13 protein-coding genes, 1 pseudogene and 1 riboswitch are annotated in these 15187 nt (G+C 36.0%); of the genes and pseudogenes, 8 read left to right on the top strand and 6 right to left on the bottom strand.

The genetic code is table 11. The features are described 5' to 3' along the window. Window positions 1-529: 529 nt before the first annotated feature. The gene (nhaC, locus tag MKX96_RS18450) at window positions 530-1915 is read left to right on the top strand and encodes a Na+/H+ antiporter NhaC (protein ID WP_340886503.1); all 1386 of its coding nucleotides are present in this window, start codon (window positions 530-532) and stop codon (window positions 1913-1915) included. 74 nt (window positions 1916-1989) lie between these two features. On the opposite strand, the gene MKX96_RS19610 is transcribed toward nhaC, so the two are convergent. The 3 genes from MKX96_RS19610 to MKX96_RS18460 are packed head-to-tail and all read right to left on the bottom strand — an operon-like array spanning window position 1990 to window position 3050. Further along, a complete protein-coding gene (locus MKX96_RS19610; protein ID WP_445678225.1) occupies window positions 1990-2070 on the bottom strand; it encodes a hypothetical protein in 81 nt (26 codons plus the stop codon). A 35-nt stretch (window positions 2071-2105) separates the two neighbouring features. Beyond that, a complete protein-coding gene (locus tag MKX96_RS18455) occupies window positions 2106-2501 on the bottom strand; it encodes a DUF2569 family protein (RefSeq protein ID WP_340886505.1) in 396 nt (131 codons plus the stop codon). A gap of 24 nt (window positions 2502-2525) precedes the next feature. Next, window positions 2526-3050, bottom strand: coding sequence for a DUF2569 domain-containing protein (locus MKX96_RS18460; protein ID WP_340886508.1), 525 nt, complete (start codon window positions 3048-3050; stop codon window positions 2526-2528). A gap of 203 nt (window positions 3051-3253) precedes the next feature. Then, window positions 3254-3432: riboswitch (cobalamin riboswitch) on the top strand. A 165-nt stretch (window positions 3433-3597) separates the two neighbouring features. Between MKX96_RS18460 and MKX96_RS18465 the strand changes: the two genes are divergently transcribed. The 3 genes from MKX96_RS18465 to MKX96_RS18475 are packed head-to-tail and all read left to right on the top strand — an operon-like array spanning window position 3598 to window position 7263. Further along, the gene (locus MKX96_RS18465; protein ID WP_340886959.1) at window positions 3598-5817 is read left to right on the top strand and encodes a ribonucleoside-diphosphate reductase subunit alpha; all 2220 of its coding nucleotides are present in this window, start codon (window positions 3598-3600) and stop codon (window positions 5815-5817) included. Further along, window positions 5817-6290, top strand: a complete 474-nt coding sequence (locus tag MKX96_RS18470) for a flavodoxin (RefSeq protein ID WP_340886509.1) — start codon at window positions 5817-5819, stop codon at window positions 6288-6290. Before MKX96_RS18465 ends, MKX96_RS18470 begins: the two co-directional genes overlap by 1 nt. Further along, on the top strand, window positions 6232-7263 hold the full coding sequence (locus MKX96_RS18475) for a ribonucleotide-diphosphate reductase subunit beta (RefSeq protein ID WP_340886512.1): 1032 nt from the start codon (window positions 6232-6234) through the stop codon (window positions 7261-7263). The genes MKX96_RS18470 and MKX96_RS18475 overlap by 59 nt, the downstream gene beginning before the upstream one ends. A 629-nt stretch (window positions 7264-7892) precedes the next feature. Here the strand turns inward: MKX96_RS18475 and MKX96_RS18480 are convergent. Together MKX96_RS18480 and MKX96_RS18485 are read right to left on the bottom strand one after the other, a co-directional pair. Next, window positions 7893-8741 carry a methyl-accepting chemotaxis protein gene (locus MKX96_RS18480; RefSeq protein ID WP_340886514.1) on the bottom strand — a complete coding sequence of 283 codons (849 nt, stop codon included), beginning with the start codon at window positions 8739-8741 and terminating at the stop codon, window positions 7893-7895. A 126-nt stretch (window positions 8742-8867) separates the two neighbouring features. Then, window positions 8868-9291 (bottom strand): annotated as a pseudogene (locus tag MKX96_RS18485) (carboxymuconolactone decarboxylase family protein). Window positions 9292-9544: 253 nt separating this feature from the next. On the opposite strand from MKX96_RS18485, the gene MKX96_RS18490 reads away from it, so the two are divergent. The 3 genes from MKX96_RS18490 (at window position 9545) to MKX96_RS18500 (ending at window position 11088) form a co-directional block, all read left to right on the top strand. Then, window positions 9545-10078, top strand: coding sequence for a dihydrofolate reductase family protein (locus MKX96_RS18490; RefSeq protein WP_340886516.1), 534 nt, complete (start codon window positions 9545-9547; stop codon window positions 10076-10078). A 19-nt stretch (window positions 10079-10097) separates the two neighbouring features. Then, the gene (locus MKX96_RS18495; RefSeq protein WP_340886517.1) at window positions 10098-10538 is read left to right on the top strand and encodes a hypothetical protein; all 441 of its coding nucleotides are present in this window, start codon (window positions 10098-10100) and stop codon (window positions 10536-10538) included. Window positions 10539-10737: 199 nt separating this feature from the next. Next, window positions 10738-11088 carry a DUF4260 domain-containing protein gene (locus MKX96_RS18500; protein WP_340886520.1) on the top strand — a complete coding sequence of 117 codons (351 nt, stop codon included), beginning with the start codon at window positions 10738-10740 and terminating at the stop codon, window positions 11086-11088. Window positions 11089-11164: 76 nt separating this feature from the next. Here MKX96_RS18500 and MKX96_RS18505 read toward each other — a convergent pair whose 3' ends face one another. Continuing rightward, window positions 11165-11998 carry a TetR/AcrR family transcriptional regulator gene (locus MKX96_RS18505; protein ID WP_340886522.1) on the bottom strand — a complete coding sequence of 278 codons (834 nt, stop codon included), beginning with the start codon at window positions 11996-11998 and terminating at the stop codon, window positions 11165-11167. Between the two features lie 96 nt (window positions 11999-12094). Here MKX96_RS18505 and MKX96_RS18510 point away from each other — a divergent pair, with 96 nt between their 5' ends. Further along, window positions 12095-15181, top strand: a complete 3087-nt coding sequence (locus MKX96_RS18510) for an efflux RND transporter permease subunit (protein WP_340886525.1) — start codon at window positions 12095-12097, stop codon at window positions 15179-15181. The last annotated feature ends 6 nt before the right edge of the window (window positions 15182-15187 follow it).

Consider the following 15187-nt stretch of genomic DNA (forward strand, 5'->3'; position numbering starts at 1 on the left):
GCTAAACAGAAATTGCAAATTAATTAAATCCTGTTTAAGGTTTATCGTATTGTTTTAGTGACAGTACTAGCATTTATTATATTTTTTTATGATTAAGAGATGACTTCTTTCACAGGGGTCATCCTTTTGTTTTTGGCTACGTTAAAATTAATGGTTTTCTGTCTTTTTCATTAAACATACCCGTTAATAATGCATTTAACATAATACATCTTGACAGTACGGTAAAACATGATAAAATTCTATTAACTTTAGCGATTGAAAGCGTTGAATCGCGAAAGTGGAATATGTATGAGTGATTGTCCTAGTAATCTGCATGTACCCAGCAAAAAGAGACTGAACGGTTGGTGAAAGTTCAGGTAAACATGATAGATGAATTACAACAATTAAGTAAACTCAATTTTAATGAAGTGGTTGAACATACACCATGTTCGACAAATAGAGTGGTACCGCGGAGATTTCCTTCGTCCCTAGCTATAGGGATTGGAAGGTTTTTTTTCATTCCTAAAAACTATTATTAGGAGGATATACAATGTTTCGTATTCGTTCCACGATCTCCCCCTCATTTTCGGAGGCGGCACTACTTAGTACTATGATTATCGCAATAATGGCACTTTGTATCATAAAATTTGATTCAGTTCCTCATATGCCTATCTTACTGGCAATTCTATTACTCATAACTTATGGTCTTATGAAGAAAGTACCTTACAAAAAACTAGAAGAAGGACTAGCAGATGGTGCCAAAGCAGGTCTTGGCGCAATTTTCATCTTTTTCTTTATTGGTATATTAGTTAGTAGCTTAATGATGAGCGGGACGATTCCAACACTTATTCACTTAGGCTTTCAATTTATTACGCCCCACTTTTTTTATGCTATTGTATTTCTAGTTACTTGTATCGTTGGTTTATCGATAGGAAGCTCCCTAACAACAGTAGCTACAATCGGTGTTGCTTTTATTGGAATGGCTAGCGCTATGGATATTTCTTTGGCTATTACAGCTGGTGCAATTGTTTCAGGAGCTTTTTTCGGAGATAAAATGTCTCCACTATCAGATACTACAAATCTCGCATCTGCTATCGTTCAGGTAGATTTATTTGAACATATTCGAAATATGGGATGGACAACGATACCAGCATTCATTATTTCGCTAATTGGATATGTAATTTTATCGCCAAACAAAGAATTTCAACAGCTCGAGCAAGTAAATGGATTTCAAGCTGGACTACTCCAAACAGGGATGATTCATTGGTATACACTGATCCCTCTTGTTTTACTCGTTATACTTTCCATTAAGAAAGTGCCTGCTATATTATCTCTGGCTTTCACATCAGTTGTTGCTATACTTATTTCCTATTTCCATCAATCTTTTAGTTTTGGGGAAGTATTGAATATACTATTTTACGGTTTTACATCTAGCACGGGTATGGAAGCAATTGACTCCTTACTTTCTAGGGGAGGCATTAATAGCATGATGTTTACGATTGGGCTTGTTCTACTTGCCCTAAGTATGGGTGGACTTTTGTTTACACTGGGGATCGTGCAAAGCTTGCTGATGAAAGTGGAAAGCTCGCTAAGGAAGGTGAGTTCTGTTGTTGCAGCAACTGCATTTACTGCAATTGGGGTTAATACACTTATCGGAGAGCAGTACTTGTCGATTTTATTGACTGGAGAAGCATTCCAAGCACAATTTAAAAAAGTTGGTTTGGCCAATAAAAACTTAGCACGCGTAATGGAAGATGCTGGTACGGTTGTAAACCCGCTAGTACCATGGAGTGTATGTGGGATTTTCATAACGAATGTATTAGCTGTGACAACACTCGAGTACTTACCATTCGCATTTTTCTGCTTAATTAGCCCGATTTTGACTATATTATTTGGATTTACTGGAAAAACATTAACTTATATCGAAGGAAAATAGTTTTACACTAAATCCTCATTACTAATTTTATTTAGTAATGAGGACTTTACTGTAGTTATGGGCTGGATTGTTTGTTAATGAACAAATGTATTATGAACTCTTTGAGATTCATTGAAATAATTCGCCCATATAAATGTAAAAATAAAGGACATCATAGAGACAGCAGCAAATTCAAACCGTTCCTCATGATTCACTCCATATAATAGATTTGATATGTAAACAATGCAAAGCCGAGAACAATTTTACACGCAGCTGTGGCAATATAATAAAGAATCATATTCTTTGGTAATGTCCTTTTTTTCTTGAAAAAGTGAAAAATAAGGATGGTTGAGATGACTGCTGTTAAAAGTAAAATAAGGGAGTAGACTACTATGGTTACACTTATGAAGATTTGCTGTCCTTTAGATACATCTAATTCAATCATCGTCACCCAAATGTTATTCGTAAGGTAGGTTATTACGTGGCTGAAAAATCTAAGTAAATAGTGAAATGGTGCAAATAGCAAACCGATCAAGGGCAGAATTAGCCAACCATTAATTCCTGAGGGTCCATTATGTGGTTGTATAGATACATTAGTAACAGTCATTGAGAACTACCTCCTATCGTATGTTTACTTTACAAATGTATTCTTTACTCTCTTGGATTTACTAAAATAAGTAATCCAAATCGAGGTACTTACCATAGCCCGTATTACATTAAACATATAGTGCTGGGACGTTAAAGGATCGGGTTCAAACACACTCTCTACGATTTGCAAATTTATATAGCCTATGAGAATATCTAATATTAGTATTGTGGTAAGATAGGTGATCATTACTCTAGGGAAAATGGTTTTGTTTTTAAAGAAAAGAATGAGTAATACGATAACTAAAGAATTTTGAGCAAGGTAAATGATGAGATCTATTATTACAATTGGGCCAAATAAAGGGTGGTAATACTCTCCACTCCTACTAGTTATACTCTCCCAACCTTCAGCCGTCATAAAAGGGAAAACATCTATCATGAGATAGGCAATAATAACAAACGGTGAGGTAATAAGTCCGATAAGTGGAAGTATCAGCCAGCCACCAATACCAACTGGTCCTTGGGGTAATAAGTCCTTAGAGGTCGACCTCGCGGAATTGCTTGCAATCATATTTAACACTCTCCTAAAATTAAGATATTTTACCATTTTTATAGGTCGCTATAATTATAATATACAGAAAATATTGGATTCGCAATTTTGTGACAGAGTTATTCTGAAAATAAGATGTAAGACCTAACTCATAGTCTTTTTACCTATGTACAAGTTTAAACACAATATGTTAGGGTATATAAGTAATCAAAACACAATATATAGTATTTATACGATGAAAAGGTACCGTTATGGTTTAAAAGGGAATTCGGTGAAAGACCGAAGCTGTCCCCGCAACTGTAAGTGTAGACGACTGTTGAATATGCCACTGCGATATTTCGTGGGAAGGCCAGCAGAAGGGAGAAACACGAGCCAGTAGACCTGCCTTTTTATCGGTGAAGCAACACTTTCTTCGGGGGTTGAGAGGTGGGGGCGAGAGACTCTATCTTAAAACGAACGATATGTCTTGTTGTTTCCTACTTTAAAATCATGAGCGATGACTCAGCCGAAGAGGCTGGAGGCATCGCTTTTTTTGTATATAAAAAATAGGGAGGAATTTGAATTGGCAATTATTACGAATACAGAAAAACAGCAGGTATTACAGCAGTTAATAGTAGAATTTGGAGAAGAAAAGATAGCGCCCTTAGTTAAGTCGCATCACAAGTGGTTACAAAAACACCCGGAAGGCACAATTGCTGCTTGGTCTAAAGCTATGTCTCTAGATGCACTAAGCTTTTTAGATGAACAGGAGCCATTTTGGACATTTGTAGCCTCAAGAATATATTTAGCAGAAGTCTATTCACAGCAAGCCGAACGCAGAAACACAACCGCAGATGCCGTCTATACAAAATTTGCAGAGAACGTACGGATCCTTGCTAAAAAGGGAATATATAATCCCTCTATTATGGAAAGTTATTCGAATGAGGAGTTAGAGCAGCTAGGAAATCTCCTTGTCGCAAAAAGAGATTTCCTATTTACCTATATAGCCTTAAAAACCCTTTTAGATCGCTATGTAGCGAAGGATTTTAATAAGAATATTGTAGAGTTGCCACAAGAACGCTGGCTTGTTATAGCTATGACACTTATGAAGGACGAAAAAGTAAACCGTCTTGAAAAAATAAAAGAAGCTTATTGGGCGATGAGCAATTTATATATGACGGTTGCAACTCCAACTTTATCTAATGCTGGGAAGCCGCATGGACAGCTCTCTAGCTGCTTTATAGACACTGTAGATGATAGTCTGCAAGGTATTTACGACAGTAATACAGACGTAGCTACTCTATCTAAATTTGGAGGGGGTATCGGTGTATATATGGGGAAGGTGCGTAGCCGTGGCTCTTCTATACGAGGATTCGTGGGAGCATCTAGTGGAGTTCTACCTTGGATTAAACAGTTAAATAATACGGCAGTCAGCGTCGATCAGCTTGGCCAACGACAAGGAGCAGTAGCTGTTTACTTGGATGCTTGGCATAAGGATATTTTTACTTTTTTAGACTTACGCCTAAACAATGGAGATGATCGCCTTCGAGCGCATGATATTTTCACAGGTATATGCTTGCCGGATTTATTCATGGAGAGGGTTGATGCAAGAGAAGAATGGCATTTGTTTGATCCGCATGAGGTTCGTCAGGTAATGGGTTATTCTTTGGAGGATTTCTACGATGAGAAACGAGGAGAAGGATCATTCCGAGAAAAATACGAGGAATGTGTGAATGACCAACGCCTATCGCGAGAAACTGTACAAGCAATCGACTTGATGAAAAGAATTATGAGGTCTCAGTTAGAGACAGGGGTGCCATATATGTTTTACCGAGATGAAGTAAATCGGAGCAACCCAAATAAGCATGAAGGAATGGTCTATAGTAGTAACCTCTGCACAGAAATTTTTCAAAACCAGAGCGCAACAACTTTTGAATCGATCCAGTTAGAGGATGATGTTATTGTCACACGCAGAAAACCTGGGGACTTTGTTGTTTGTAACTTATCCTCTATTAACTTAGGAAAGGCTGTACCAGCAAATGTATTAGAAAGACTGATAAACATTCAAGTACGCATGCTAGATAATGTAATCGATTTAAATATGATTCCTGTGCCCCAGGCAGAGCGCACAAATGCAAGGTATCGAGGTATTGGTCTTGGTACATTTGGATGGCATCATTTGCTCGCACTTAAGCAGATTCGTTGGGAGTCAGAGGAAGCGGTTGAACTTGCGGATAAATTATACGAAAGAATTGCATATTTAACTATTCAGGCATCCTCAAGTCTTGCTAAGGAAAAGGGAGCTTATCCTTTATTCGAAGGTTCGGAATGGCAAACAGGTGCTTATTTTGAAAAGCGTCAGTATGAAGGAGACGAATGGAATAAGCTTCGCAGAAAGGTCGCAGAAGTAGGTCTTAGAAATGGTTATTTAATGGCAGTTGCTCCTAATTCATCGACTTCTATTTTAGCGGGAAGTACTGCTAGTATTGATCCGATTTTCCAGAAGTCTTATGCAGAAGAGAAGAAGGATTATAAAATTCCTGTTACAGTGCCAGATTTAAATTCAGAGACTACGTGGTTTTATAAGTCTGCTTATTTCATTGATCAGCATTGGACGGTGAAGCAAAACGCTGCACGTCAGCGACATATTGACCAGGGGGTCTCCTTAAATTTATATGTACAAAACACGATAAAGGCAAAGGAATTACTTTCGTTACATTTAGAAGCTTGGAAAAGTGGGCTAAAAACGACTTATTACGTACGTTCCACCTCGGTAGAACTTATCGAATGTGAGTCCTGTTCGAGCTGATGAAGGCAATTATATGTTATGTGAGCTATAGCGGAAATACAGAAGAAATAGCAGAGCTTTTACAAAATCAGCTGGTGACCCTCCATTATCAGGTGGATACCTATTGCATCGGTATAGGAGACTTACCAGACCTGCAGCTGTATGACTTAGTATTTATAGGGACTTTCACCTGGGATCAGGGGGGTATTCCAGATGAAATGAAGGATTTTTTAAGAGACTTAGGATATCGACCAGAAAATAGTTATATATTTGGCTCTGGCGATACTCAATTTGGTGGAGACGAGCTATTTTGCGGAGCAGTGGATAAACTAGTTTGCTATTGTAACAGTCCTTTCCAAGGCTTAAAAATTGAACAGTCACCAAGAGGAAGCCAAGAGAAAATTGTCACTAAATGGCTAGAGGGAGTTTTAAATCATGCAAAAGGCAAAAACATTAGAACCAAGAAATCCAAACAAATCAACAGGAATATTTAATGGGCAATCAAGCGGTATACTGAATTGGAATGATATTGCGTATCCACATTGGCATAAGATGTACAAACGTCTGCTAGGGAACTACTGGCAAGCGGATGAAATAAATATGTCTAATGACATAAAGCAATTTGGTAGCTTGAGTGAATCGGAGCAGGATGCGTACTTAAAAATCATTGGACTGCTAGCGACATTAGATGCACCTCAAACTCGTACAGCTCTATTGCTTTCGCTATATGCAACAGATCCATCGGTACAATCCATTATGGCGGTCATTGCACAGCAAGAAGCCGTGCATAATGAAAGCTATTCCTATGTTTTATCATCCATTGTATCGCTGGATAAGCAAAACAAGGCATTTGATTTTGGTAGAACGGATGAAGTGCTAATTAAGCGCAATCAAAACATTGCCAAGTACTACAATGAATTTGTAGAGAACCCAACGACGGAAAACATATTAAAGACGCTTACTTATACAACATTATTGGAAGGGCTATTTTTCTATTCTGGCTTTGCCTTCTTTTATAATCTTGCTCGTTATAACAAAATGGTAGGTACTTCTACGATGATTAGCTACATCAACCGAGATGAGCTAGAGCATGGCCGGTTTATATCAGAGCTATTCAGAGCAACGCTAGCTGAAAATCCAGAGCTAAATAACGATGAATTTATAGGGTGGGTCTATGAGCAATTTAAAGAATCTGTCCAACTAGAAATAGAATGGTCCAATTATGTGCTACATGATATCGATGGAATCGATATAGAAGATATGCAAGGGTATATTAAATACCGCGCCAATAAAATGCTACGTCTCATCGGTTTAAATGAAATCTACCCTGAGTATGTGGAAAACCCGATGAAATGGATTCGAGCATATGCAGATAATATAGATGGCACTAAAACAGACTTCTTCGAACAAAAGTCTCGCCAATATGTAAAGGTGAATGCAATTGATAATGGCTTTGATGATCTTTAGTAGAAAAGAGATCTAGTCTGATAAAATTATAATCTTAGCAATGCCATGAACTTCGTGTTCATGGCATTTTTTTTAATAGATGGATATTTAGTTGGAATCTAACAAAATCAGGCTATGTTAAAGGCTTAGGTTGATTTTTCTTGAAGTGGAGATGGGTGAAAATATGACAAATTCGTGGGAAGGCTTTTTAGACATAATTACGTTAGACCAAAGTATCAGACTAAAAGCAAATTTACAGATTTTAATGGATTAATTTCTCAAATGGTAATCCAAATAAATCCTTGTTGGTAAGTTTATTCGACCAGATTGAAAAAAATTATGGGAATAAGAGATGCACAATCCTTTGGTGGAATAATGGTAGAAGTCTTTATTCAAAGACTATTAGTAAAGACGATTTGGATTTTTTACAGTATTTTTGGGATGAAATAGTGAAATTTCTTTGTTTTTTTTACCAGAAGAGTTTGATATAAAAAGAACAAAAGTCGAAGACGAGGAAGCATTCATTGGAAAGTGTTTAAAAACAACAGTCACACAAACTATTATGAGTTGTTGGATTATCAAATAAGAACCTCCTGACTAAATCAAAACGATTAATGTCAGGAGGTTCTATTTAAATACGTTCTTTATTTTTATAATTCGGAAGCATACTTGTTTAACTCTTTACTCATCGAGTGAATTTTGGTAATGATGTTAGAGATTTCTTCAGTAGAGGATACCTGGTCTTGTCCAACAATAACAACCTCTTGTATGGAAGCTGTAATCTCATTCACAGACTCTTGGATGTTAGTTAATGTTTGTCTTATTTTTTCTGTGGAAGAAACTGTTTCTAAAGAAAGTTTTCTTATTTCATTAGCGACTACTGTGAAGCCAAGACCTTTATCACCAGCCCTTGCTGCTTCAATAGCAGCATTTAACCCTAAAAGATTTGTTTGATTAGCGACTCTCTTAATGAAATTTAGTACTTCATCCGTATTATTCACTTCTTCCGAAGCACGATTGGACTTTTCTAACAATACATTACTTATTTTCGAGAGACCTTCCGAGCCATCTGTTATAGATACAACACGATTATTAGCTTGTTCAAGTGATTGTTCAATCTGCTCTGAAATGGTTCTAAGTTGTTTTTCGTTTTGTTTTTGTAATTGAATGGCTAATGCTCCAATGACCTGACCATTATCTACAATAGGTGCAGCTGATCCAGTAAACGGAATTCCAAAGAATTCGGATGGAACTTCTTCGCTTATTACTATCATGTTTTTAATACAATCTGCTAATGGTTCGCGTGGATTGATTTTAGTACCAGCTCTTGCTCCTATATCTATTTTACGCCCAGGATGATAAGCAATCCATTCTTGCGTATTTGTTAATCCAATAGCTATGTCTGGTAACATCGAGTGGAATATAGGTAAGATTTCTAAATAGTTTTGTAGATTTGGATGAATGGCTGAATTCGAATTTAAAATTTTAATATTAGTCATTTTCTATTTTTCCTTTTCTACTAAAAGATGGATTTTAATTTATCTTATCACTAGTAATTAAAATTGTCTGCTAAATAATATTTTTTGGTGCTCCATTACTATTATCGTTATAAATTTTCTACTAAATTAGGGGATATAAGCTTTATTATAATTAATCGTCTTATTCCTAATATTTTTCTCTTTATAATAAATACAAATTGTGTTCCAACTGTTGATTTGATTGAAAATTAGAACAAGACCTACATATTGTTTCTGGTCATAATGTTCTCGAGTTCGCTGATAAAGTTCGTCTGGAACACGTTTCATTGGGATTAATGTCACGTGCTCTGTCAATTCTTAAGCAACTTTTTCTGCTTCAGTGTAGAATTCACTCTTTCTATGCATTGACACAGTAAAGTCGCTGTTCGGTTTTACCCATTTTTGGGGCATCGGTTGTATGCATACTCAAACAAAATGCACATCCGTTAATTTGAGAAGCACGAATTTTAATTAGCTCACGAAGTTTTCGTTCGATAGCTGTAGTTTTCGTATATTTCTCCATTTCCATCATATCGTATTTATTCAAGATGAAATCCAACTGTAAAGAGTAATTAGGGTTGCTTCGCAGTAAGTAGATAATGTGTAATAAAAGAGAAGATGCTTATTTAGCTAACACGTGCTTCAGTAAAAAATAATATCAAAGTAAATGAGCCAGTAGAAAACATCCTAGCTCGTTTTTTATGTATACTTCTATCAGCTTTACGTTTAACATAGCCAAAAATTAAAATATACTGAATGAAAACAGATCACAAAAGGAGATACAAATGAATAATAAACGAAACTTGATTTTATATATTGCTGCTAGCTTAGACGGATATATAGCTACGGAAGATGATTCTTTAGAGTGGCTATTTAATGTAGAGGGTGAGGGTGATAATGGAATATCAGAGTTTTATGAGACGGTAGATACCGTTTTAATGGGTAAAAAAACATATGACTGGATAATAAAGCATGAATCAGGAGAATTTCCATATAAAAATAAAGAATGTTACGTATTTACAAGATTAACTATGGAAGATACCGAAGATGTTCAGTTTACGAATGGTAACATAGTGCAATTAACCGGCGAACTAAAAAGTAGCGAAGGAAGTAACATTTGGCTTGTCGGTGGAGGCGAATTATTACAAAACTTTCTAAAAGAAAAACTAGTGGATGAAATTATTTTAACTGTTGCTCCGACTATAATCGGAAAAGGTATTCCGTTATTCAATAAAGGAGATTATCAGTTAGACCTTATATTGAAAGGGACTAGAACCTTCAACCAGTTTGTAGAACTACATTACATTGTTAAAAAGTAAATAAGATAAGGAGAATAAAATGAGGCTACCAATGAATATTACCGGCTTAGCAAATAGTACAATTGAAATGAAAGAGATGGATGGAGACCTATTTAAAAAGTTAGGATACGAAATTGCTAGAAAGACTAATGGTAAAATAATTGGTTTTTTTTCACCTAGCTACCCATTGAATTATTTTCGTATGGACATTGAGGTAGATAAAAAAGTGGTGTCGATTCTACTGCATCAATATTTTCCATATGCAGCCATTGTATTATATGAAAATGAACTCCAGCTACAATTTATAGAGTATGATAATTTATCCACTGAGCTGAGTCCATTTTATACAGTTTTAGAAGCAGCTTTTTTAAATGATCCGTTTAATCCTAACGCTCATGATTTATCAGAGGATGAATTAAAAAATGTGAAGTATTGGCGTCCGAATAATAATGGAGAGGTTATTTTTAATTGTTGGGATTAGTTATATTCTTGAGAAATGGAAGGAAACATGCTGAATATATTTTTGGAATATCAGAGGCAGCTAAAATTGAAAAACCAAGATTATCACCAGCTTCCTTCAATAAAGAACATTCTAATAAAAAGTATGTTTTGACCTCATTCAAAATAGCTGATCAGGAAAGAAAGATAAGACGAATTCTAAGGATAGAAAGGGTGTTGAAGTGAAGGTCAATCATATAATTCACCTCGAAAACGGATTAGCTTTCGGGATTTCCTTTTTTATTTATATGCAGCTGGACTTTCCAATCTGGATGTTTTTTTTACTATTATTCGTTCCTGATATTACGATGATCGGTTATACAATTAATAATAAAATAGGTGCGACCATTTATAATGTTGGTCACAGTTTTATTTTTCCTATACTTTTAACATTAGGTTACTTCTACTTTTTAAAAGATTATTTGCTTATAATTTCTATCATTTGGGTAGCCCATATTTTTATGGATAGACTTTTTGGCTTTGGATTAAAGTACCAAGAATCTTTTAAAGAAACTCATATGCAAAGGCTTTAAAATTAAAGTTAGTTTTTTATAATTAATCATAGAAAAAGCGTCTAATCAGTCACACAACTGGTTAGACGCTTTTTCTTTAAAGCTTATACTGTTCTCTAATTAAGTAGGAAACCCACTTGCATTGAGGATGGTTTTTAATATTCTCTAAAAGACCTTTTATAAGTGCGAGACTCGGAGTTTCGGTTAGGAGATGATTTTTTAGAATTTGAAGCGTTTCCTTTTCAATTGGCTCTTCTATTTCTAATAGAATCTGACTGATTAACTCCAGTATTTGCTTGTCTTTATCCGTGTTCTCTTTTATAACCTTTTGCATAATTTGAGCACTATCTGCTGAGATTAAAGGGATGGTTGAGTGCTTTGCCAATACTTTCGTTTTTTCAACGAGCGACTTAGTTAGCGTGTCAATATCGATTGGTAATTCAAAGAATAGATAGAGATCGATATATATTTTCATAAAACCTTTTATACAAATAAGTAAGTCATATTTTGTTTCTTCATAAGTTAAATCTAACTTGTCTACCATATAAAGAATGATTTCATTTAATAGATTGTCATAATAAGTTAGTTTTTTTAATAAATCATCGTTTACCGTATGTGTCTGTTCCTTGAAGAAGATTTTAGCAAAAGTAGAGTTTTCTTGAAATGCCTTGTTGGCAGTGTAGAAAAAGGTATATAGCATTTCATCAGAATGTGAACATTCTTTGACCGAGTAGTCAATTTCTGAAATAATCTGCTTCATAAAGCAATCTACCAAAGAAGTAATGAGCTCATCTTTGGATTTATAGGAAAGGTAGAAAGCACCTTTAGATATACCGCAATGGTCAGTGATTTGTTGGACTGATGTAGCTTCAAAACCTTGCTTTGAAAAAAGTTCTAATGCTTTATCCATTATTAATTGTTTCTTTACCATATCTTATCGCTCCCAATGGTTATTGTTGACAAATGACCAATTAGTCATTATTATAAGTAAATGAGTTTGATAAGTCAAATGAGGGTAGGTGCAAGTGTGAAAGGTTTAGTAAATTTTGTACTGAAAAATAAGTTAGCGGTATGGTTATTAACTATTATCATTACTGTTTCCGGTATTTATTCAGGTACAAGAATGAAGATGGAGACCATTCCAGATATCTCGATTCCATTCTTAATGGTGATGGATGTTTATCCAGGTGCGACTCCTGAAAAAGTTATGGAAGATATTTCGATGCCTTTTGAGAAAGCGTTAGAAGGATTAGAGGATGTTAAATCGGTATATTCCAATTCCTATTCGAGTATGTCTAATATTCAAGTAGAGTATGAATATGGCACAGACATGGATGAAGCAAAACGCGCATTGGAGTCTTCTTTAGATAACATAACCTTACCTGAAGGAGCAATGGAGCCAACTATTACGGCAATAAGCATGAATATGATGCCGGTAGCAGCCCTAAGCGTAAGTAGCACAGAAGAAGATATCGTAGAGCTAACATCGACAGTAGAAGAAATTTTACTACCGAAAATTGAGAAAATAGATGGTGTTGGTTCTGCTACTATAACAGGCCAGCATATTGAAGAAGTAGAGCTTACATATGACGAAGCAAAAATGGCCGAACTAGATGTAACTCAAGATACAGTGAAACAAATGATCCAAGCAAGTGATATGGCAGTATCCTTAGGATTGTTTGAATTTGAAGAAGGCGAGCAGGCAGTAGCGGTTGACGGTAAGTTCATGACAGCCGACGAACTGAAAGAAATGCTTATCCCTGTTACACCTTCTGCTACAAACCCATCTCCTTTTGTAAAACTTGGAGATATTGCTTCTATTGAAGTGGTTGGTAAAGTAGAATCGGTTTCCCGTACAAATGGGAAAGATGCAATTGCAATCCAAATTATAAAAAATCCAGATGCTAACACTGTAACAGTAGTAAATGCAGTGAAAGATTTAATCGCAGACGAAGAAAAGAACATTGATGGTTTAGTGATTGACGTTTCCTTAGACCAAGGTGCTCCTATTGAAGATTCAGTATTTACAATGGTTGAGAAAGCATTGTTTGGTGGATTAATCGCCGTGTTGATTATTCTATTGTTCTTACGTGATTTTAAATCTACAATTATTTCTATTGTTTCTATACCGGTTTCTATTTTTATGGCATTACTGCTATTAAATTGGTTAGATATTACGTTAAATATTATGACACTTGGAGCCGTTACCGTAGCAATTGGACGTGTAATTGATGACTCGATTGTTGTAGTAGAGAACATTTATAGACGCCTTCACTTAAAAGGGGAACCATTAACTGGCCGTGCCCTTGTTCGTGAAGCAACGATTGAAATGTTCAAACCGATCCTTTCTTCTACATTGGTAACGGTAGCAGTATTTGCTCCATTAATCTTTGTAGGTGGTATGGTTGGAGAATTGTTCATGCCATTCGCACTAACAATGACATTTGCTCTTGGTGCATCTCTATTAGTAGCAATTACAATTGTACCTGCAATGTCACACTTCTTATTTAAGAAGAAATTGTACGCTGAAAAAACAGAAAGTAATCATAAAGAGCAAGGTAAGTTAGCTGGTAGCTATAAAAAAGCTCTAGAGTGGACATTAAACCACAAAATTATTACTTCCCTTGTATCGGTTGCATTGCTAGTAGGAAGCTTGATGCTTACACCGTTAATTGGTTTCAGTTTCTTGGGTAGTGAAGAAGAAAAAGTAATGTATTTAACTTACACTCCAAAAGCTGGTGAGCTAAAAGAAGACACATTGGCAAACGTTACTAAAGTTGAAGAAGAGATGCTTAAACGTAAGGATATTGATATTACTCAAGTATCCATAAACGGTGACGGCGCAAATGACATGACGGCAATGATGGGCGGAGGTTCAGGCGGCGCATTAATGTACTTGATCTTTGACGAGGATATGGAAGACTTCCCAGGTGCTCGTGAGGAAATCGAGGATTATGTGTTCAACATTGGTCAAACTGGCGAATGGAAGAGCCAAAACTTCTCAAGTATGTCCATGTCGACAAATGAAATTAGCTATACATTCTATAGTGAAGATTTAGATAAGTTGAACGAAGCTGTTGCAATGGTTGAAGAAGTAATGGGAGAAACAAAAGGATTAGAAGATGTTTCTTCGAGTGCTGAAGACAGCTATGTAGAGTATACATTCCAAGTAGCTCAAGATGAATTATTGCAGTACGGTTTAACAACTGGTCAAATCGTTGGGATGTTGAGTCCTTCCACTACGGAGGAAGTATTAACGACAGTTGAAAAAGAAGGAAATGATTTAGAGGTTATCGTACAGCAAGAACAAACAGCAACACCTAAATCGATTGATGATATTTTAGCTAGAGAAGTACCGACAGCAATGGGAACTACAATGCCATTGTCTGAATTAGTAACAGTAGAAGAGGGTTACGCTCTAAATACGCTTGCTCGTAGTAAGGGTGAATACTATGCTTCTGTATCCGCTACAATTCAAGATGATGATATTTCAAAAGCTTCAGCAGATGTTGACAAAGCTATTGAAAAGCTAGATTTACCTAAAGGCGTTACAGTTGGTGTTGCCGGTGTAACTGCAGATATGAATGAAACATTCACTCAGCTTGGAGTAGCAATGCTTGCAGCAATTGCGATTGTTTACTTTATATTAGTAGTAACATTTGGTGAAGGTATAGCACCATTAGCTATCCTATTCTCATTACCATTTGCAGTAATCGGTTCATTTGCAGGTCTATGGATTGCAAACGAAACAATTTCCGTATCTGTTATGATGGGGCTTCTCATGTTGATTGGTATCGTTGTCACGAATGCCATTGTATTAGTGGACCGAATCATTCATATGGAGCGCGAAGGTATGAATATGCGTGAAGCAATTCTTGAAGCTGGTGCAACTCGCTTACGTCCTATTCTGATGACTGCTATTGCAACCATTGGAGCACTCGCACCACTTGCAGTTGGATCAGGCGGCGGTGGTTTAATTTCTAAAGGATTAGGTATCACGGTTATTGGTGGTCTAGCAAGTTCTACGCTACTAACATTAATCATCGTTCCAATCGTTTACGAGGTTCTATCGAAGCTATTTAAGAAAAAACGTAACGAAGTACAAGATAATTAAACAAAA

It is taken from the genome of Psychrobacillus sp. FSL W7-1493 (genome assembly GCF_038004905.1).
Classification (GTDB): Bacteria; Bacillota; Bacilli; order Bacillales_A; family Planococcaceae; genus Psychrobacillus.